18 protein-coding genes are annotated in these 20,810 nt (G+C 59.7%); 10 read left to right on the forward strand and 8 right to left on the reverse strand.

The window, feature by feature from the left end; genetic code table 11:
• Positions 1-2: 2 nt before the first annotated feature.
• Together BLU71_RS08300 and BLU71_RS08305 are read right to left on the reverse strand one after the other, a co-directional pair.
• A complete protein-coding gene (locus BLU71_RS08300) occupies positions 3-1,181 on the reverse strand; it encodes an MFS transporter (protein ID WP_083352778.1) in 1,179 nt (392 codons plus the stop codon).
• Positions 1,182-1,508: 327 nt separating this feature from the next.
• Complete coding sequence (locus BLU71_RS08305) at positions 1,509-2,888, reverse strand: UDP-glucose dehydrogenase family protein (protein WP_083352779.1); 1,380 nt, start codon at positions 2,886-2,888, stop codon at positions 1,509-1,511.
• Positions 2,889-3,131: 243 nt separating this feature from the next.
• Here BLU71_RS08305 and BLU71_RS08310 point away from each other — a divergent pair, with 243 nt between their 5' ends.
• Entirely contained in the window at positions 3,132-4,070 is a 939-nt protein-coding gene (locus BLU71_RS08310; protein WP_309475230.1) for a site-specific integrase, read from the forward strand.
• A 6-nt stretch (positions 4,071-4,076) separates the two neighbouring features.
• On the opposite strand, the gene BLU71_RS08315 is transcribed toward BLU71_RS08310, so the two are convergent.
• From BLU71_RS08315 to BLU71_RS08335, 5 genes are all read right to left on the reverse strand, one after another.
• Positions 4,077-4,625: a PqiC family protein gene (locus BLU71_RS08315; protein WP_083352780.1), complete on the reverse strand. Its 549-nt coding sequence runs from the start codon at positions 4,623-4,625 to the stop codon at positions 4,077-4,079.
• A 17-nt stretch (positions 4,626-4,642) separates the two neighbouring features.
• Entirely contained in the window at positions 4,643-6,298 is a 1,656-nt protein-coding gene (locus tag BLU71_RS08320; protein ID WP_042609949.1) for an intermembrane transport protein PqiB, read from the reverse strand.
• A gap of 125 nt (positions 6,299-6,423) precedes the next feature.
• Complete coding sequence (locus BLU71_RS08325) at positions 6,424-7,725, reverse strand: NAD(P)/FAD-dependent oxidoreductase (RefSeq protein WP_083352781.1); 1,302 nt, start codon at positions 7,723-7,725, stop codon at positions 6,424-6,426.
• On the reverse strand, positions 7,722-8,810 hold the full coding sequence (locus BLU71_RS08330) for a polyamine ABC transporter substrate-binding protein (RefSeq protein ID WP_083352782.1): 1,089 nt from the start codon (positions 8,808-8,810) through the stop codon (positions 7,722-7,724). Before BLU71_RS08330 ends, BLU71_RS08325 begins: the two co-directional genes overlap by 4 nt.
• A gap of 150 nt (positions 8,811-8,960) precedes the next feature.
• Positions 8,961-10,319, reverse strand: coding sequence for a glutamine synthetase family protein (locus BLU71_RS08335; RefSeq protein WP_042609952.1), 1,359 nt, complete (start codon positions 10,317-10,319; stop codon positions 8,961-8,963).
• A gap of 162 nt (positions 10,320-10,481) precedes the next feature.
• On the opposite strand from BLU71_RS08335, the gene BLU71_RS08340 reads away from it, so the two are divergent.
• The 9 genes from BLU71_RS08340 (at position 10,482) to BLU71_RS08380 (ending at position 19,896) form a co-directional block, all read left to right on the forward strand.
• Positions 10,482-11,378 carry a helix-turn-helix domain-containing protein gene (locus BLU71_RS08340; RefSeq protein ID WP_083352783.1) on the forward strand — a complete coding sequence of 299 codons (897 nt, stop codon included), beginning with the start codon at positions 10,482-10,484 and terminating at the stop codon, positions 11,376-11,378.
• Positions 11,379-11,459: 81 nt separating this feature from the next.
• Entirely contained in the window at positions 11,460-11,969 is a 510-nt protein-coding gene (locus BLU71_RS08345; protein WP_065617332.1) for a sigma-70 family RNA polymerase sigma factor, read from the forward strand.
• Positions 11,966-12,919, forward strand: coding sequence for a FecR domain-containing protein (locus tag BLU71_RS08350; protein WP_083352784.1), 954 nt, complete (start codon positions 11,966-11,968; stop codon positions 12,917-12,919). The genes BLU71_RS08345 and BLU71_RS08350 overlap by 4 nt, the downstream gene beginning before the upstream one ends.
• A 67-nt stretch (positions 12,920-12,986) precedes the next feature.
• Positions 12,987-15,389 carry a TonB-dependent receptor gene (locus BLU71_RS08355; RefSeq protein WP_083352785.1) on the forward strand — a complete coding sequence of 801 codons (2,403 nt, stop codon included), beginning with the start codon at positions 12,987-12,989 and terminating at the stop codon, positions 15,387-15,389.
• Positions 15,390-15,652: 263 nt separating this feature from the next.
• Positions 15,653-15,835, forward strand: a complete 183-nt coding sequence (locus BLU71_RS08360) for a hypothetical protein (protein ID WP_083352786.1) — start codon at positions 15,653-15,655, stop codon at positions 15,833-15,835.
• Positions 15,836-16,740: 905 nt separating this feature from the next.
• Positions 16,741-17,520 (forward strand): hypothetical protein, encoded by a 780-nt coding sequence (locus BLU71_RS08365; RefSeq protein WP_065617338.1) that lies wholly within the window; start codon positions 16,741-16,743, stop codon positions 17,518-17,520.
• Positions 17,521-17,645: 125 nt separating this feature from the next.
• Positions 17,646-18,161, forward strand: a complete 516-nt coding sequence (locus BLU71_RS08370; RefSeq protein ID WP_083352787.1) for a GNAT family N-acetyltransferase — start codon at positions 17,646-17,648, stop codon at positions 18,159-18,161.
• Positions 18,162-18,197: 36 nt separating this feature from the next.
• Positions 18,198-19,238 (forward strand): GSCFA domain-containing protein, encoded by a 1,041-nt coding sequence (locus BLU71_RS08375; RefSeq protein ID WP_083352788.1) that lies wholly within the window; start codon positions 18,198-18,200, stop codon positions 19,236-19,238.
• A complete protein-coding gene (locus tag BLU71_RS08380) occupies positions 19,207-19,896 on the forward strand; it encodes a hypothetical protein (protein ID WP_173867320.1) in 690 nt (229 codons plus the stop codon). The genes BLU71_RS08375 and BLU71_RS08380 overlap by 32 nt, the downstream gene beginning before the upstream one ends.
• Positions 19,897-19,938: 42 nt before the next feature.
• On the opposite strand, the gene BLU71_RS08385 is transcribed toward BLU71_RS08380, so the two are convergent.
• Complete coding sequence (locus tag BLU71_RS08385; RefSeq protein ID WP_083352789.1) at positions 19,939-20,808, reverse strand: TauD/TfdA dioxygenase family protein; 870 nt, start codon at positions 20,806-20,808, stop codon at positions 19,939-19,941.
• Positions 20,809-20,810: the final 2 nt, after the last annotated feature.

Here is a 20,810-nt window from a genome sequence, read left to right on the forward strand (position 1 = left end):
CACTATTTTTGCATTGAAGCAGTGCGACGCGCGCTGATGAAGCATAGATAACCGCCCAGTGCCGCCAATCCGCTCAGCGCATAGAACATGCTCGGCGCCGGAGTGTGCATCAGCAGAAACCCGCAAATGACCGGGCTCGCGCCCCCACCAAGGGCGGCGAGGTTCTGCGCGCCGTAGTAGCTGCCACGCAGCGCCTCCGGGGCGAGGGTGTCGACGAACAGGAAGTCGGCCGGGTAAATGATCATCTCGCCCAAGGTGAAGATGAACATTGCCACGCACCAGCCGAGCAGGCTGTCCGCCATGCTGAAACCGATCAACCCGGCGATGAACAGCGCGGTGCCACCGGCAATCCAGTGACGCAGGTGTTCGCGGCTGAGCCAGCGACCGACCTGGTACTGCAGCAGGATCACCGTGATTGCGTTGCACGCGAGCAGGGCGGCCATGGTGTCGAGCATCTGTTGCTGGTTATGGGTGACCAGCAGGTATTGCGACAGGTAGAGGGTGAAGCGCCCGTGCACCAATGTGCTGAGCAGACAGCCGAGGGTGAACAACACCATCGTGCGGTCGTTTTTCAGGATCACCAGGGTGTTGAGGAAACTTTGCGGCGCGCTGCCAGCAGTGATCGGACGGGCATCCCTGGCCGCGCCGAGCAGGAGAAAAATACTGCCAATGGCAATTGCGCCGGCAACGATGAAAGGCGCGGACGGCTGCACTCCGGCAATCACCACGCCGAGCATCGGGCCGACGGCGTAGCCGATGTTGGTCAGCGTGTAATTGAGGGAAAAAGCCTTGACCCGCTGGCCCACCGGCAGCTGTTCGCTGAGGATCGCCTTGCTACCGATGAGGAACAGCGCCGACGCGGTTTCGCTGATGATCAGCACCACGGTGACCAGATACAGGTTCTGCGCGAAGGTCAGCAGGATCAGGCCGATACCGCTGGAAAGCATGGACAGGATCAGCAATTGGCGCTTGTCCAGCTTGTCGATGATGTAGCCACCGTACAGCGACAGCAGCGTGGCGCTGAACACGGCAATACCCAGCAGCAGGCCGACATCCTGCGGATTGAGCCCGAGCTTGTTGCTGAGGAACAGCGTCAGCAGCGGACTGACCAGAGCACGACTGACCACCACGGTCAGCGAGCTGATCATCAGCCGGCGAATGAACGGAGAATAGATGGCCACGGAAGGGGAATATCCTTATTCGGGAAGCCTGGGGCAAAAAGCTGATCCACTATCGCCCCTTGTAGGAGTGAGCCTGCTCGCGATGGTGGTGGGTCAGCCTCTGAATGTGTCGAATGGTACACCGCTATCGCGAGCAGGCTCACTCCTACAGGGGGTGCGTACACACGATTATCACTGACCACCGCAAATCCAATGTGGGAGCGAGCCTGCTCGCGAAGGCGGCGGATCAGTCACCTCCGATGTCGCTGACATAGCGTATTCGCCAGCAGGCTCGCTCCCACAGGGTCTGTGCACCCCACAATTACCACTGACTCCCACCGGGGCAGCTCAAGCCACATCCGAAGCCGCCGGTCTCTGCCGCAATGTGATCGGCAACCTGCACGATTCGCCGCGCCCCATCGGGAAATACTGAAACCCGTTGCGCGCCAGGCGTTCGGCGTCGTACAGGTTGCGCCCGTCGAAAATCACCGGGCTGTGCAGACGCTGTTTGATCAGCTCGAAATCCGGGGCTTTGAACTGTTGCCATTCGGTGCAGATGATCAACGCATCGGCGCCGGCCAGTACCGATTCCGGCGTGCCCATCAACATCAGTTTTGACTCGTTCGGATAGAGCTTCTGCGTTTCCAGCATGGCCTCGGGATCGAACGCACGCACGCTGGCACCGGCAGCCCACAAATCCTCGAGCAGCACCCGACTCGGCGCGTCACGCATATCGTCAGTGTTGGGCTTGAACGCCAGGCCCCACAGGGCAAAGATCTTGCCGCGCAAATCGCCCCGGTAGAAGGCATTGATGCGCTCGAACAGCTTGTGCTTCTGGCGCTGGTTGATCGCCTCGACCGCTTGCAGCAGATCACTTGAGCAGTGCGCCTTCTCGGCACTGTGAATCAGCGCGCGCATGTCCTTGGGAAAACACGATCCGCCGTAGCCGCAACCCGGGTAAATGAAGTGATAGCCGATCCGCATATCGGCACCGATGCCCTGGCGCACCGCTTCAATGTCCGCACCCAGATGCTCGGCGAGTTCGGCGATCTGGTTGATGAAGCTGATCTTGGTCGCCAGCATGCAATTGGCGGCGTATTTGGTCAGCTCGGCGCTGCGCAGATCCATGAACAGGATGCGCTCATGGTTGCGATTGAACGGCGCGTACAGATCGCGCATCACTTCGCGCACCTCAGCGCTTTCGCAGCCGATGACGATACGATCCGGCCGCCGGCAATCGGCGACGGCAGAGCCTTCCTTGAGAAATTCCGGGTTGGAGACGATATCGAACTGCAGCAAGCGGCCGACCTTGATCAGCGCCTTCTCGATGTGGCTGCGCAAGGCATCGCCCGTGCCCACCGGCACCGTGGATTTCTCCACCACGATCAATGGCTGCTCACGATGCCGGGCAATCGCGTCGCCGACCGACAGCACATAGCGCAGGTCCGCCGAACCGTCCTCGCGTGACGGCGTCCCCACCGCGATAAACGCTACCCGCCCATGCAACACGGCGCGTCGTTCATCGGTGGTGAATTGCAGGCGATTGGCATCCAGCCCTTCACGCACCAGGTTTGCCAGGCCCGGCTCGAAAATACTGACGTGCCCCTCGCGCAGCTGCTCGATCTTCTGCGCGTCGACATCCATGCACACGACCTCGTGCCCCACCTCGGCCAGCACCGCCGCTTGCACCAGACCGACATAACCACTGCCAAACACCGTGATCTTCATGCCGCACTCCTGCCTGCAGTTCCATGCATTGAAGATAAGAGCGCGATGTTTCAGTTCGCCTACCGTGCGGATGAACCCGCAAATGGACCGTTCGGGGAATGCCCGATTGACTTTTGCGGCCTCGAACGGCAGGTTGTCGGCCTTTCGCGGCAACCCCTTTCATTGAGTCATGCCGTTTTTTGCGTTTCATTTCATGCATTTATTGTTTTTGTTGAATCGTTTTTTATTTCAAGGCCGTTTCGTTTGAGTGATTTGTCGAGTACCCAACCCGCACCGTCCACCAGCAATCCACTGACCGTTTACCTGGCGCGACTGGCGCCTTCCAGCCAGTTGACCATGCGTTACGTGCTGCAAGACGCCGCCGACCGCCTCGGTTTCGAAGACGTCGATATCGAAGAGATCCCGTGGCACGGTTTGCAACCGGAAGACGTGGTGGCGCTGGTCGCCGCGTTGCGTGCCGACGGTTACGCACCGAACACTTCGTCGCTATATGTGAACGCCGTGCGCGGGGTGATGAACGAAGCCTGGCGCATGAGCCTGATCAGCCAGGATCACCTGCTGAAAATGCGTTCGGTCAAAGGCATTGCCGGCACGCGGTTGTCCCAGGGCCGCAATCTCAAGCGCACGTTGATTCACGAACTGATGGAAGTCTGCGCTGCCGACCCGCGCCCGCAAGGCCTGCGTGATGCGGCGGTGATTGCGTTGCTGTACGGCACCGGCATGCGCAAGTCGGAATCGGTGGATCTGGATCTGAGTCAGGTCGACTTCCACGAACGCAGCCTGACCGTGACCGGCAAAGGCAACAAACAGCTGATCAAGTACGCGCCAGCCTGGGCGTTTGCCAAGCTCGACGCCTGGCTGGAACTGCGTCGCTCACAGCTCAAGGAAGGCGAGAGCGACGATGCGTTTCTGTTCAACCGCATTCGTCGGGGCAGCCACATCACACGCGAGCGCATCACCAAACACGCGATTTACTACATTGCCCGCCAGCGGGGAACGCAGGTCGGGGTGAAGATCATGCCCCACGATTTCCGGCGCTCGTTCATTACTCGGGTGATCGAGGAGCACGACCTGTCGATCGCGCAGAAACTGGCGCATCACAGCAATATCCAGACGACCGCCAACTACGACGTACGCGATGACAACGAGCGGCGGCGGGCGGTCGATCGCTTCGATTTGTAAGCCGAGTCAGTTTTGCGGCGGGCAGCGCGAGCCGGTGGCCGCCTGCGTGATTTGCCCAGCGAGGCGTTTGACGTTGTTCTGTTGCGCGGTCACCAGTTCTTCGATGCTCGGCCCTGAAGACGTCTGCAAGACCGAGCGACAGGTCAGCAGCGCGGCATCCGCCGCACCGAGCGGGCGCACTCGCCATTTCACGTCAATCAGGGCGTACTGACCAGGAATCGAATCGAAGCGCTGCACGTCGACGCGCACGGAAGCTCGTTGCTGGCCGACGCCACTGCTCAATTGATCGGCCAGCGCACCGCGTAACTCATCGGCGAGGGTGGCGCTCCACCAATCGGTATCCAGGATAGCGACGCCGCTGTTGCCTTGGCGGATGACAATCTGCGCGCGATCGACCTGCGGCGGCACGCTGATGCTTTCGATGGCGATGTCGGCGCCGTTACGACTGACGCCCGGTTGCGCCGGGGTCAGCGTGTGAAAGCTGATCGGGTCGCTGCGGCACGCGGTCAGCAAGACGAACGCAGCGAGCAGGGTGATCTTCAACGGTAAAGCCATGGATGCAGCTCCTGTGCTCAATTGCGTGGCGGTCCTTTGAGGTCCAGCGGCGCGGCGTTGTCGGGACGGCCACGAATCAGCGACTCAGGATGGCGGCCAAGGTAATCCGACAGCTCACGCAACGAACGTGACATGCGCCCGAGTTCGTCGAGGGTCTCGGTGAGTTGCTCGCGCTGCGGTGAATCCTCGGCCAGGGTCGAACTGGCGGACTGCAGGGTTTTGCTGACATCGGCGAGGGTGCTCTGCACGCCCGGCAGGGTCTTGGCGTTGAACTGCTTCAGGCTTTTGCGCAGCTCGACCAGATTGCCGTCGAGGTTGCTGGCGATGCGCTCGACCGGCAGCGCGTTGATCTTGTTGACCATCGCTTCGAGTTTTTCCTGCAACTGTTCAAGGCTGCCCGGGACTGTTGGAATGGTCACTGGCCGCGCAGTAGGGTCGAATGCGACTTTGGGTGCCTTGGGGTAGAAATCCAGGGAAATATACAACTGACCGGTGAGCAGGTTGCCGTTGCGGGCTTGGGCGCGCAGACCATTTTCGACGAAAGTGGCGATCAGACGCGCGCCGGTGGCCTCGTCGTTTTCGTCGCCATGGTAGGTCTTGAGAATTTTCGCGTGGGCGCGGCCCAGTCGCTGCGGATAAATGACGATGCCGACATTCACCGGAAAGGTGCGCTTGACCTCGTCGAAGTCGAGATTGACTGCCACCACCCGACCGATTTCGATGCCAAGGAACTCCACTGGCGCATCGACCTTGAGCCCGCGCAAGGCCTGATCAAAGCGCAGCGCCAGATACTGCGCCTTGCCGTCGGGCGGGGCGAGGGCGGCGGTCTGGTTGGCGAACAGTTCGAAATTCTTGTCTTCGCCCGCCGGTGTGTCGTTGGGGCTGTAGTCCGGGGCGCGGAACGCGATGCCGCCGACCAGCAGGGTCGACAGCGACTCGGTTTTCACCGCAAAACCGTTGGCACCGACATTGATGTCGATGCCGCTGGCGTTCCAGAACCGGGTGTTTTCGGTGACGTAGGCATCGTTGGGCGAATGCACGAAGACTTCGATATTGACGCCTTTGCCGTCCGGGTCCAGCGCGTAGGACACCACCTGGCCGACCGGAATCTTGCGGTAGTAGACCGGGGAGCCGATGTCCAGCGAGCCAAGGTCAGCGGTGTGCAGGGTGAAGCGCTTGCCCGGTTCGCCGTAGGTGATCGGCGGCGGGTTCTCCAGGCCTTTGAAGGTTTTTGCCCGAGTGTTGGCCTGGCCAATGTCGGCGCCGATGTAATCGCCCGACAGCAGCGTATCGATGCCCGAGACACCGCCAGCGCCGATGCGCGGGCGCACCACCCAGAATTGCGAATCCTCGCGGGTGAAGGCTTCGGCCTGCTTGGCCAGTTTGATCGTGGCGTTGACGTTTCTATGATCGTCGGCCAGTTCTACCTCGGAGACGTGGCCGATGACCACGTTGCGGTACCTGACTTCGGTCTTGTTGGCGGTCAGGCCATCGCCGGTCTTGAAGGTGACGGTAATCGTCGGGCCTTCCTGGAGGATGTTGTGGATCACCAGCGAAATGCCCACCAGCACCGCCACGATCGGCACGATCCATACCAGCGAAATGCCGAAACGGCGGGTCTTGATCGGCGCCTGACCGGGTGCTCGCGGCTCGTCGCTGGCTGACGACTTCATCCATGTCCTCCTTAATTGATCGGGCACTGAGCGTCAGGAACGCAAAAGCACTTCATCAATATAGAAGTGCCTTGCGATAGAGCAAATCCCCAGCCGTTTTAACTTCAGGAATATGTAAGCGCCTGTTAACCGAGCATTTCGCGCAGGCGATACCAGAACATGCCCAATGCCAGCAGCGGTGAGCGCAGGGCCGGGCCGCCGGGAAAGGTCATGTGCGGCACGCTGCTGAAGACGTCCATGCCTTGGCTGTGTCCGGCGTGAATGGCTTCGCCCAACAGTTTCGCGCACCAGTGCGTAACGTTGAGGCCATGACCGGAGTAGCCCTGCGCATAGAACACGTTCGGGTGCTGTTGGAGCCGGCCAACCTGGGGGAAGCGGTTGGCGGTGATGCCAATCTTGCCGCCCCATTGGTAGTCGATGCGTACGTCGGCCAGTTGCGGGAACACCTTGAGCATTTTCGGTCGCATATACGCGGCGATGTCCGCCGGATCGCGGCCGGAATAATGACAAGCGCCGCCGAACAGCAAACGTCGATCAGCCGAGAGTCGGTAATAATCCAGCCCGACCTTCTGGTCACACAGCGCCAGGTTCTGCGGAATCAACTGCGCGGCGCGGGCTTCGTCCAACGGCTCGGTGGCGATGATGTAACTGCCGGCGGGCAGCACTTTGCCGCTGAGTTTCGGCTCCAGTTCATCCAGATGCGCGTTGCAACCCAGCACCAGGCTGCCGGCGCGCACTGAACCCGTGGCGCAACGCACCTCGACGGTCGGGCCATGGAGAATTTCCAGCACCGGACTCTGTTCGAAAATGCGCACGCCCAGCGACGCGGCGAGACGCGCTTCGCCTTGCACCAGATCCAGCGGATGCAAATGGCCCGAGCCCATGTCGATCAATCCACCGGCGTACACACCAGCATCAACCACTTGCTGACGGATCTGCTCAGGGCCGACCAACCTGGTCTCGTGGGCGTAGCCGAGCTCGTCGAGGCTGGCCTGTTCCTGCTTGAACGCAGCGAATTGCGCAGCAGTGTTGGCCAGTTCGCAAAAACCCCAGCGCAAATCGCAGTCGATGGCGTTTGCAGTGACGCGCTGGCGCACCAACTCCACCGAATCGATGCCGGCGCGCTGCAGATAACGCACGCCGTCCTGGCCTACGTAGCGGGCGAACCCCTCGACTTCATGGCCGATCCCGCGAATCAATTGACCGCCATTGCGCCCGCTGGCGCCCCAGCCGATCCGCCGCGCCTCGAGCAACACCACCGACAGACCGCGCTGGGCCAGTTCAATCGCCGTGTTGACGCCCGTGAAGCCGCCACCGATCACGCAGACATCGGCAAGCAGATCACCGTCGAGCGCAGGGTAGGGCACGGTCGCCCGAGCGGATGCGGCGTACCAGGAACGAGCGTGTTGTGGGCCGTGCTGATTCATTTGTTCGACTTCACTTTGCTCCACGACCGGGTCATCAGGCGCATGATCGCCTGGGGCGGGGTCGAGGAAATGTAGAGTTTGTCGAGCACCGCCTGCGGCGGATAAACCTCGGGATTGTTGACCAGCTCCTGATCCATGAACGGCTTGGCCGCCGGGTTCGGGTTGGCGTAGCCGACCGTGGCGCTTACCTTGGCGATCACTTGCGGATCGAGCAGGTAATTGATGAAGGCATGGGCCTCTTTTGCGTTGCTCGCATCGGCGGGAATCGCCAGCAGATCGAACCAGAGGTTGGCGCCTTCCTTGGGAATGGCGTAGGCGATATTGACGCCGTTCTTGGCTTCCTTGGCGCGGTTGGCGGCCTGGAACACATCGCCGGAATAACCGAAGGCGACGCAGATGTCGCCATTGGCCAGGTCCGAGACGTATTTGGAAGAATGGAAATAGGTGATGTACGGGCGGATGCTCAGCAGCTTGGCTTCGGCCTTCTTATAGTCCTCGGGATTTTCGCTGCGCGGGTCCATGCCCATGTAATTAAGCACGGCGGGGAAGACTTCGTCGGCGGAGTCCATCATCGACACGCCGCACTGGCTGAGCTTCTTCAGATTCTCGGGTTCGAACAGCACGGCCCAGGAATCGATGTGGTCAATGCCGAGCACTTGCTTGACCTTGTCGACGTTGTAACCGATGCCGTTGGTGCCCCACAGATAGGGAACGGAATGCTCATTGCCCGGATCGTTTTTTTCAAGCAATTCAAGCAGTTTCGGATCCAGGTTGTTCCAGTTTGGCAACTGCGAGCGATCGAGCTTCATGAACGCGCCGGCCTTTACCTGCCGAGCGAGAAAATGATTGGACGGCACTACCACGTCGTATCCGGTACGCCCGGCGAGGAGTTTGCCTTCGAGGGTTTCATTGGAGTCGAAGACGTCATAGATCACCTTGATCCCGGTTTTGCTCTGGAAGTCGGCGAGGGTGGTTTCGCCTATGTAGTCGGTCCAGTTGTAGACGCTGACCTGAGGCTCGGCGTGGGCTGTGGCGCTGAACAGCACGCTCAGCGCTACCGGGAATAGGGATTTCAATGGACGCATATCGACACCTTTTCAGTTGTAGGTTTTTTCAGGTGGTTCTCTATTGCCTGGATAACCGCTATCGCGAGCAGGCTCACTCCTACATGGGAACGCGTTTCAAATGTAGGAGTGAGCCTGCTCGCGATGGTGTTAGGACAGACAGCGAGGATTTCAGACGCTCAGCAGCAGGAACTCGCGCTCCCACGAGCTGATCACGCGCTTGAAGTTTTCGTGCTCGGCGCGCTTCACCGCGACGTATCCGCGGACGAATTTGCTGCCCAGGTACTCGGCCACTTTCGGGCACTCTTCCATTTGCGTCAGGGCTTCTTCGATGGTGATCGGCAGACGCAGGTTGCGCCGTTCGTAGGCGCGGCCCTCGACCGCCGCGCTCGGCTCGATCTTTTCGACCATGCCGATGTAGCCGCACAGCAAGCTCGCGGCAATCGCCAGATACGGGTTGGCGTCGGCGCCGGGCAAGCGGTTCTCCACGCGCATCGACTCTGGCCCCGACGTCGGCACACGCAGGCCCACCGTGCGATTCTCTTCGCCCCATTCGACGTTGACCGGCGCCGAGGTGTCCGGCAGGAAGCGGCGGAACGAATTGACGTTCGGCGCGAACATCGGCAGGACTTTCGGGATGTACTTCTGCAGGCCACCGATGTGATGACGGAACAGCTCGCTCATGTTGCCCTCGGCATCGGCAAAGATCGGCTTGCCGGTGGCGATCTCGACCACGCTCTGGTGCAGATGCATGGCGCTGCCGGGCTCGTCGCCGATCGGTTTGGCCATGAACGTCGCGGTGACGTTGTGCTTGAGCGCCGCTTCACGCAGGGTGCGTTTGAATACGGTGATCTGGTCAGCCAGATCCAGGGCATCGCCATGGCGGAAGTTGATTTCCATCTGCGCCGGGCCGTCTTCATGGATCAGCGTGTCGAGGTCCAGGCCTTGCAGTTCGCACCAGTCGTAGACGTCTTCGAACAGCGGATCGAATTCGTTGGCGGCGTCGATGGAGAACGACTGCCGGCCACTTTCAGCGCGGCCCGAACGGCCCAGCGGTGCCTTGAGCGGCAGGTCCGGATCTTCGCAGCGCTGGGTCAGGTAGAACTCCATTTCCGGCGCAACGATCGGCTTCCAGCCCTTGTCGGTGTAGAGCTGCAGGACTTTCTTCAGCACGTTGCGCGGCGACAGTTCGATCGGGTTGCCGAACTTGTCGAAGGTGTCGTGGATGACGATAGCGGTTGGCTCGATCGCCCATGGAATCACGTAGACCGCGTCAGCCACGGGTTTGCAGACCATGTCGATATCAGCCGGATCGAGCAGGTCGTAGTAGATGTCGTCGTCGACAAAATCCCCGGTTACCGTTTGCAGCAGCACGCTCTCCGGCAGGCGCATGCCGCGCTCATGCAGGAACTTGTTGGTCGGTGCAATCTTGCCGCGGGCGATGCCGGTCAGGTCGCTGACCACGCATTCGACTTCGGTAATCTTGTGATCTTTCAGCCAGGTGAACAGCTGATCGAAAGGGGCGTTCATAAAGACCTCGTTATTGGTTTTGTAGACGCCGGGGAGGGCGGGTTTCATCTTCCGCCCCTTCCCCTGTGGCGCGTTGACGACTATCTTGGGCGCGGCTTGCGATTCCATCTATCCACTTTCAGCAGCACCAAAGCGCACCAAAAGAGTGCGCAAGGTCACCCCATGACAACGTGCAATCCGCTTCAGGTACAAGCGTTCAACACCGCCGACGTGGCCGAACAAATCCGCGCTACGCCGGGCTGGGTCCAGCATTACCAGCAGATGTCGCCGGGGCATTTCGCCGGGCAGATTCGCTATCTGGATCTGCAAGGCGTCGAGGTCTACGAAGAGCAAATGAACACTCGGGTCGAGCAGAATTTCAGTGCGCCATCCGGTGCCCTGGCGTTCTGTTTCGATCGCAGCGATAACGCGCTTTATTTGCTCAATGAAGAGAGCCGTAACATCTGGATCACCCCCGAGAACTACCGGGAAATTGCCGTGGTATTTGGACCGGATTTCGTTCAAGAGCACGGTTTGCAGGTGGCAAAACTCGAAGGATTGTTCATGGCGCCGCTTAACAGCGGACAGAACGCTCTGTTCAGTAGCTGGTTAAGCTCGATTCTCACGAAGTTGGCGCAACCCGCTGATCCACTTGATAAAGATCGCCTGACTGAACAGCTTCTGGAAGACTGCCTGTTCATTCTCGACAACGCTCAAACCAGTCTCGATCGTGGCGGATTGCAGCGGCGCAACGATGAACGCAAGATCATGCAGCGGGTAGGGGAGTGGGCGGCTGACTCTCCGGAGGACACGGTCAATCTGCTTGAACTTTCCCAGGTTGCCGGCGTACCGCTGCGCCAGTTGCAACAGGCGTTCAAGGCCTACACCGGCATGACCCCGAGTCACTGGTTGCGCCTGCGGCGGTTGAACAGCGCGCACCGGGAACTGCTCAAGCGTCGGCCCGCGGAAACCACGGTTGCCGAAGTGGCAATGCGCTGGTCGTTCTGGCATCTGGGGCGGTTTTCCAGCAGTTACTGCGCGCTGTTCAAAGAGCTGCCGAGCGAGACGCTCAAGCGCTGAGCAGAAAAAGGCTTTGTGTCCTTGGCGAAGTTAAATAGAATCAGTCTCATTTGAATCTACCTTCGCGCAGGGTCTCTTGAGATGATTGAAGCCACGTCACCGGCGGAGCAGAGCCTGCAACAGTTGTACCGTGAACATCGCGGCTGGCTGGAAACCTGGCTGCGCCGGCGCATGGGCAATGCGTGGGATGCGGCGGACCTCAGTCAGGACACCTTTGTGCGCGTCTTGTGCAACGCGCCGCCACTGGCCGAATTGCGCGAGCCCCGCGCGTATTTGCTCACCGTCGGCAAACGGCTGCTGAGCAATTTCTACACGCGACGCCATCTGGAAAAAGCCTACCTCGACGCCTTGGCGCAATTGCCGGAAGCGTGCGCGCCGTCGCCGGAGCAGCGCTGGTTGCTGCTGGAAACCTTGCAGGCACTGGATGAACTGCTCGACGGCTTGCCGCGTGCGGTGCGTCGGGCTTTTTTGTGGAGCCAGCTCGAGGGGCTCGGCTACCGCGAGATTGCCAAGCGCTTGCAGGTCTCAGAACGTACGGTGAAACGTTACATGGCCCAGGCTTACGAGCATTGCTTGCTGGTGGAACTGTGACGCGCGTTGCCCCCAGCGATGAAGCGCGCGAAGTGGCGCGGGCGGCGGCGCAGTGGTTGGCATTGCTCGAATCCGGCGGAGCCAGCGATGAAGATCGCGCCCGGTTGCAGCATTGGCGCAGCAGCGACAGTCGCCACGAAAACGCGTGGCAGAAAATTCAACAATTGCGTCAGCGCTTTGCAGGCTTACCGCCGGCGCTGGCCATGGCCACGCTGGATCGGCCGGATCCGGCGCGGCGCGCGGCGCTCAAGCGTGCCTTGGGCGTGGCGGCGCTGGTGCCGGCGGCGTGGTTGATCGGCCGTGAGCTGCCGCTGGAGGTCTGGCGCGCCGATCTGCACACCAGCACCGGTGAGCGGCGCACAGTGCAGTTGGCGCAGGATTCGTCATTGCAGCTCAACACCGACAGTGCGGTAAACGTCGATTTGCCTGCCCGTCAGTTGACGCTGATGCGTGGCGAGATGGCGCTCAACGTAGCGGGGGATTCAGCTTTTATCGTCAACGCGCCTTACGGGCGGATGATCGTCAGTCACGGCGACATCTCGGTGCGCCTGAATGCTCGCGACTGCCAGGTCTGCGTGCTGCGTGGCTCAATGCAGTTGCAGCCGTTGCACGGGCCGACGCGGGTATTGAAGCAGGGCCAACAAGTCAGCCTGCAAGCGTCTGGTGCCGGCGCGGTGACGGCATTCGATACGTTGATGCCCGGGTGGCGCGACGGCGTGATGATGGCGCAAAACCAGCCGCTGGGTGATTTCCTGCGCGAGTTGAGCCGCTACCGCCCGGGCGTACTGCGCTGGGATCCGGCGCTGGAATCGCTGCGCATCACCGGCAGTTTCCGCCTCGATGACACTGATCAAGTGCTGTCACTGCTGGCGGCGAGTTTGCCTGTCGACGTGCACACGCGAACGCGATTCTGGGTGTCGCTGGTGCCGCGTGCAGAAAAAACTGGCTGAAGCCTGTCCCTTTTTTTCGCCTCGCTGGTCATTCCAGGCAAGTGAACCAAATCGAGAGCTTCTTCCAATGCCCGCAGTATTCCCAGGTCGTTTGCGTCCGTTGTTGCAGTTGAGTCTTTTGCTGAGCCTGAGTGCCAGCCCCGTGTTGATCCAATCGAGCTGGGCCGACGACGGCAGTCGCCGCAGTTATCAGGTCCCGGCCGGTAGTCTGAGTGCGGCGTTGACGCGGTTCGCCGGCCTGGCCGGAGTCAACCTATCGGTGGATCCGGCGCTGGTCAGCGGCCGCAACAGCAATGGTTTGGCCGGTGAATATGGCGTGGAGGAGGGGTTCAGCCGATTGTTGCAGGGCTCGGGGCTGCAACTGCAACCGGTCGGCGATCAGGCTTATACGCTGGTACCCGCGGCAGAAGGCAGCACCTTGCAGCTTGCGCCTACATCTATTCTCGGCGCGAGCGGGTCAACCGAGGCCGACGTGTTTGCCGGCGGCCAGGTTGCACGGCGAGGCTCGCAAGGGCTGTTGGGCTCCAGGGATTTCATGGAAACCCCGTTCAGCATGACCACCTACACCAGCGAAACGGTGAAGAACCAGCAGGCCCGCACGCTCGGCGACCTGATCGGCAGCGACCCTTCGGTACGCGCGACCAACCCGGCCGGCGGACGCTACGAGCAATTCACCATTCGTGGCTTCAGCCTGTTCAACAGCGACGTTTCCTATAACGGCCTCTACGGAATCTTGCCGACGTACACCATCGACATGGAAATGGCCGATCGCGTCGACATCCTCAAGGGCCCGAGCCAATTGATCAACGGGATTTCGCCACGGGGCAGTGTAGGAGGGGGGATCAACGTCGTGCCGAAACGCGCCACCGACAAGCCGATCACCTCGCTGACGGCCAACTACGCCTCGAACAACCAGGTCGGTGGCGCGGTGGATGTCGGGCGGCGCTTTGGCGAAGACAATCAGTTCGGCGTGCGCTTCAACGGCGTCAAACAGTCCGGCGATACGGAATGGGATCACCAGAGTGTCGATCGCGACATGGCGGTATTCGGCCTGGATTTCCGTGGCGAACGCTTGCGGCTTTCCACCGATATCGGCCACACCGAACGCGACACCGACGCACCGCAGGAACGCGTGCAAGTCGCCGCCAATGCCAGGGTGCCGAACGCCAATGATGTGCGCGACAACTATGCGCAACCCTGGAGCAAGGCGCGCACCAAAGATACCTTCGGTACGGTGAGCGGGGAGTTCGATGTCAGTGATTCGGTCATGCTGTATGGCGGCGTCGGCGCGCGCAAAAGCAATCACGACTTCTTGCGCCATGCCGTTTCGGTGACTAACGACGCCGGTGATTTCAGCGTCCAGCCGCGAGATTTCACTCGCGACGAAAACGTCCGCACGGCTACCGCTGGCGTTCGTAACTGGTTCCAGACCGGGCCGGTCAGCCATGAAGTGAACTTGGCGGCCAACTACTTTTATATGGACTTCGAAAACGGCGGCGCCCGTTACGCGGCCGGGCGCAGCAATCTCTATGACCCGGTGGAAATCGCCAGACCCGGCACGCCGACCCGCAATGACGCCAAGGTCTACACCGAGAACCGCTTCAGCGGCGTGGCGTTGTCCGACACCCTCGGTTTCCTCGACGATCGCCTGTTGCTGACCCTGGGTGCGCGTTGGCAGCGGGTCAAAGTCGATGACTGGAGCGGCGGCATCAAGGGCGACACAGCCTACGATGAAGAAAAGGTCTCGCCATCGGGGGGCATTCTGTTCAAGGCAACCGACAAACTCTCGCTGTACGCCAACTACATGGAAGGCCTCAGCCAGGGCAAGATCGCACCATCGACATCGATCAACGAGGACGAAATCTTCCCGCCATTCATCAGCCGCCAGATCGAAGTCGGCGCCAAATACGACGCGGGCTCATATGCGCTGACGGCAGCAGTATTCCGCATCAAACAACCCGCCTACGAAACCAACGTCACCACGCGTGTCTTCGGCCCGAACGGCAAGCGCGAGAACAATGGCGTGGAACTCAGCGTATTCGGCGAACCGCTCAAAGGCTTCAGATTGCTCGGTGGAGTGATGTACATCGATAGCGAATTGACTCACACCACCAACGGCACATTCGACGGCAACCGCGCACCGGCGACACCGAAATACAACGTCAACCTTGGCGCGGAGTGGGATGTGCCAACGGTGCAGGGCTTAACGTTGACCAGTCGCGGAATCTATTCAAGTTCGCAGTACCTGGACCAATCGAACGACAAGGAAATCGACTCGTGGGAACGGTTCGACGTAGGCACACGCTATGCTTTCAAGCTGGACGAAAAGACGATCACCTTGCGCGCCAATGTCGAAAACGTGCTGGATAAGCGCTACTGGAGCTCGGCGGGAGCCTCGGATGACAGTGAGCCGGGGTTGACGCTGTCGACGCCGAGGACGTATCTGCTGTCGGCGACTGTGGATTTCTAGTAGAGCAGGGAAATGCATCGAACTTCGCCGATAATACGTTAACTACACTAAATGACCGTTTAGTTGAGCTATCAAAAAAGCCTCCCGATAACGGAGGAGATAATGAACCCAGCGCAACCAGTCGCACATCTTCAGGTCCTTTCGTTATGAGCGATAACGCAAACGGGCCTAAAAAACTGTTATTTCTTACAGTTTTAAAATTGCTCTGAGGGGCAAAGGATAGTCGCTGCGTAATGAGCACATTCCACCAAGGAGAAAACGCCATGACAACGTTCAGCGATGACCAACTCTTGAACCTGACTCCAGAGCAATTGAACCAATTAACACCCGCGCAAGTGGCCCGACGAAATGATTTGCTCAACAAATCGGCGGATCAGCGTGTTATTGCGAAACAGACAATTACTCAGCAAACGACCAAGCCTATGAATTCGCCAAGTGATGAGTAAATTCTTCAGAAGTCGAATCGGGGCATTTCAAACCAGATCAGAAATCCCGTTACAGTCAGTAGCGGGATTTTTTCAGTCGAATGATCAGATGGGGAATCTACGGCAATATCGGAGGTAGAGGTTTAGCGGGTGTTAACGTGGCGGTGATTTCAATTCCCCGTGGCAACCACGACAACCTCGTAACATCTTGTTACGTGTAATGTATATTATGTTAAATCATGTGTGTGATTGGGCTCTGCCCTTAATGTCACCTTTACCTGAAAACCGGGATTTGCCTTGAATTATCAGAATCAAGTCAAATCAAGGCTTTGCATACCCTTCCTTCGCAACTTTCGAGCTTTCAACGGCTGACCGCTTGGCACCTCAACCTGCCAGGATGATTCGCAAACGCCAAGGCTCATACTCGCACGCGGCGTAGTCACCGTCCGTTACACCCGCGTTGGCGCCAATATGGACGCTGACAACTTGAGTCCAGACAAGCGCCTCCCGAACAACACCAAGCGCGGCCCCTAAACCCGATCAGGACGGGTTTTACATGGCTGAGCCGCAACCGCCATACCGTCTGCTCCCACCTTTAAGCTTGCTCAATGACCAGGCACGATCTGCGCTTCCAATTAATTTGGAGGTGCTGCAACGCTTGGAGGCAACACCCAAGCACCTGCATGCCCTGGCAACATGGCGAACCGGGGTAGATTTCCTCGTGAGAGAGTCGGCGAAGCCTTACCAGGCTGGCGCCAGATTGGGATTGAGCAGTCGGGCCCGGTCAATGTTGTCGGACTGCGACCACAGAAAAATCGATACTGTCTATTCCTGGCAGTGCCCATTGACGTTATCGTCCTGTGCAGGCAAACATTACGCCGCTAGTTTCGATCTATGGAAAAGTATTCACTCAAAAGGAGTTGAAATTGAACGGCAACCAAGAATCCGAGCCGACAATAAACGGGAAAACAGCCAGAGAGCTTGCACTCATCAACTTCAAATCCGGCTACGAAGACGGAACAATCATCGCCCAGCAACAGCACATGAGCTCAGTACTCGGGGCCATCTCTTTTGCATTTTTCCTTGCCTTATTCAGCGCATCGACTGACACCCTGTCGAAGCCGGCGCTGATCGCCTCAGCGGTTTTGTTCTCGGCCAGTCTGGTTTCAAACATACTTATTTTCTTTTTGTATAAGACCCTTTCTGGAAAAAACGAGCGAGAGTACATCTGGGACATTGAAAACACGACCTACGCAGGAATATTCAAATTCATTGCTTTAGCCGCGCCAATATTGGGCACATTTTCCTTGATTCTTCACTTTTCAGTTCCCGCTTTCATTTTGTCAGTTGCCATCGGGCTCCTTGGCGTTTTTACCTTCTTGCTGGCTAACAAACAGATAACTTCGCGGCTTTCAAAACTGGGTGCCTATCAGCGCTCTCTTCTTCACGCCGAGCGTGATGAAGATTATTTCAAATCAAAAGAACACGAATTCAAATCAAGGCCTACGGCAGACGAGTTCTGTACAAGCAAATATGATTACTGCCTCAAGAATCAGGAAAAACAGTTGATTGGATTCATAACCCTCAATCATCAAGCTGTCGTGGGTGATGTCGTCGAAACTGCGAAATCCGGATCACTTTCGATCCAGCGCATCATCCACAGCGAGGAAACAACCACACTGATTTGTGAAAAGTTCATGGAATAGACTAGCGCTGACGCTGATGGCTGACGGCTGACGGCGCGCCAGCGCAAATCCGCAGCATCATTGATCTTTCGCGCCACACCCAGTAAAAAACTGTCTTCCCTTTCCGCCCTTGCAAGGAGCTGCGGATGCTTGAGCTCACCACGCAACGCCTGGACCTGCGCACGATGGTCGAATCCGACTGGCCGCTGTTCCTCAGGCTGCATTCCGAGCCGCAAACCATGCAGTATGTGTTCGGTGAAATCGCCGAGCACCAGGTGCGCAAAGGCTTCGAGCATCGGCTTCCGGCCTGGGGGCCACAGTCGGATCACTGGTTGTGTCTGGTGGTGATCGACAGGGCCAGCGGGCAGGAACTGGGTGTGACCGGATTCCGCATCCTGTCGCCGGGGCATGCCGAGGTGGGTTGCCTGCTGTTGCCCGAGCATCAGGGCAAAGGCTTTGGCACCGAGTCGCGGCAGGCGATCATCGACTATGCCGCGGCCATCGGCCTGGACTCGTTGGAGTCGACCGTGACCGACGGTAATATCGCGTCATGCAAGGTTCTGGAGAAATGCGGTTTTGTATTCGAGCGCCGCGTGCCGCAGGCCTATCAGATTGGAGATCGGTGGTTTGACGACCTGATCTACCGCTATCAAATCAGCTGACCGGTTTTATCAGCGACCGCCAAGGAGGCCCTCCTCGTGAACCCTTATCAGTGCCTGCCACCCCGCGCTTTCTGGCGCACCGCCGTGGCTGACAAGCCCGCGCTGAACATCGATCAACTGTGGACGCCACAATTCGAGATCGGCAACAAGGACGCCATCGTCACCGCCGGCTCGTGTTTCGCCCAGCACATCGGCCGGGCGCTGGGCGAACGCGGCATGAACTGGCTGGATGCCGAACCGGCACCGCCCGGACTGCCCGAAACCGACTGGAAGGCCCATAACTATGGAGTTTTCTCGTTTCGTACCGGCAATCTGTACACTCCGGCGATGCTGTGCCAATGGCTGGAATGGGCGCTCGGCGTGAGCCTGCCACCCGACGAAACCTGGGCCCATGACGGGCGTTTCTTCGACCCGTTCCGCCCCGCCGTGGAACCCGACGGTTTTGCCAGCGAGGACGCACTGTTCGCCTCGCGCGAAGCCACCCTCGATGCCATCCGCACTGCCCTGCGCCGCGCCAAAGTGTTCGTGTTCACCCTGGGCCTGACCGAAGCCTGGCAGAACCGCCAGACCGGTCTGGTGTATCCCGTGTGCCCCGGCACCGTGCGCGGCACCTTCGATCCGCAGTTGCACTGCTTCTGCAACTTCGGCTTCATGGACACCTATGGCGACATGGTCAGGGCGCTTGAGTTGATGCGTTCGATCAACCCGCAACTGCGTCTGCTGCTCACCGTGTCACCGGTGCCCCTGACGGCAACCGCGACGGGCGAGCATGTGTTGAGCGCCACCACCTATTCCAAATCAGTCCTGCGCGCCGTTGCCGGGCAGCTGTGCGAAGACCTGCACGACGTCGACTATTTCCCCTCCTACGAAATCATCACCGGCACACCTTTCAGGGGCGCGTTCTACCAACCCAACCAACGGGAGGTCACGCCTGAAGGCGTGGCATTTGTCATGCGGCAGTTTTTCGCCGGGCTCGATGCGGTTCAACCGCTGCAGGCGCTGACCAGCGTTGCCTCCACCTGCGTGTCCAGTGAGGAGCTTGTCTGTGAAGACGCCGTGCTCGATTACTACGCCTAGGTTTCTGCTGCTGGGCGATTCCCATGCCGGGGTCATCGGCAAGGCGGCGCAGGCCCGCGAGTTGCCTTTCAGTGGCGGCCCGCTGGGCACCGGCCGGGATTTCGCGGTGGATTTTTTCAGCCTGACCCGTCATGACGTGGTGTTCCGGGACGTCGAGATGGAGCGCCTGTATCGCCAGGCCCTTGAGCCATTCGAAGTACCGCAACTGGCGAAGGTCGGGGTGCCGCTGGTAAGTACCATCGGCCTGAGCCTGCACTATCTCGCCACCGCGCCGAACTGGACCTGCTACCAGACGCCGGACGGCGAATTCGACGAAGGTTTTCTCACCGGGCCGCTGTTCGAGTCCATCATCGACACGTTGTCCCGGCCTGCGCTGGCGTTCTATGAACAGGCCCGGGCGCTGAACCTCAAGGTGTTCGCCGTGCTGCCGCCGCAGCGGGTGCCGGAGCTGTCCGACCCACGCGTGTTCATGGCCGCGCAGACGCTGCTGATCCAGCGCCTGCAAGGACTCGGCATCGAGCTGATCGACGTACGCGCGGCGGCGAATGATGAGCTGGGCTTTCAGCTTCCGGCGTACTGCGAGGTGGATGACCCGTTGCACGGGAATCTGGCGTTCGGCGAGTTGATCGTCGAGCAACTGCTCAAACAAGGCCTGTGAATGAGGGTGGGAACGGCGCCCGCTCCCACCGGTTTTTTAGACTCAAGCCTTGGGCTGCGTCCCCAGAATCGTCACCCGCTCGCCATACCGCGAGTGCGGAAAATAATCCCAGACCGCATGGTGCTGTGTGCAGCGGTTGTCCCAGAACACCAGGCTGTTCGGCGCCCAGCGCACGCGACAGCTGACGACCGGTTCGCGGGCGACCAGGTCAAACAGCATGTTCAACAGTACCTGACTTTCACCGTCAGACAACTGGACGATGTGCGAGGTGAACCCGGAATTGACGAACAGCGACTTGCGCCCGGTTTCCGGGTGGCGAACCACCACCGGGTGTTCGGTTTTCGGCAGATTGGCCGGCGCCTCATAGCCCTTCCACGGAATCGCACCGTCATGGATCGCGGTCAATCCGCCGAGAAACTGCTGCATCGTCGGCGACAGCATTTCCAGCGCCAGGTGCATGTTGGCGAACAGCGTGTCGCCGCCGGTGCCGATGGCCGGGGTTTCCTTGACGTACAGCATCGAGCCCATGGACGGCGCCAGATCGGCGGTGCCGTCGGTGTGCCAGGTTTCGCCGGCCACGTAGCGCGATTGCGCATTGGCGCGGATCACCACCAGCTCCGGGTCATCGCCGTCGATGTCTTCCACCGGCAGAGCCCGCAGCTCACCGAACAGCCGGCCAAACGCCTTGTGTTCGTCCACCGTCAGGTGCTGATCGCGGAACACCACCACGTGGTTCTCCAGAAAGGCCCGGCGGATTTCCGTGAGCTGCTCGTCGCTCAGCGGCTGCGAAAGATCGACGCCGCCGATCTCGGCGCCGATGATCGGCGTGATCCGCTCGACCGTGATGTGCTGATACGGCGCGCGCCGTTCGGCGGCGATGCGCTCGATTGCCTTGAGTGCCAACTGATCCATGT

Origin of the sequence: Pseudomonas moraviensis (assembly GCF_900105805.1) — a bacterium.
Lineage (GTDB): Bacteria > Pseudomonadota > Gammaproteobacteria > Pseudomonadales > Pseudomonadaceae > Aquipseudomonas > Aquipseudomonas moraviensis_A.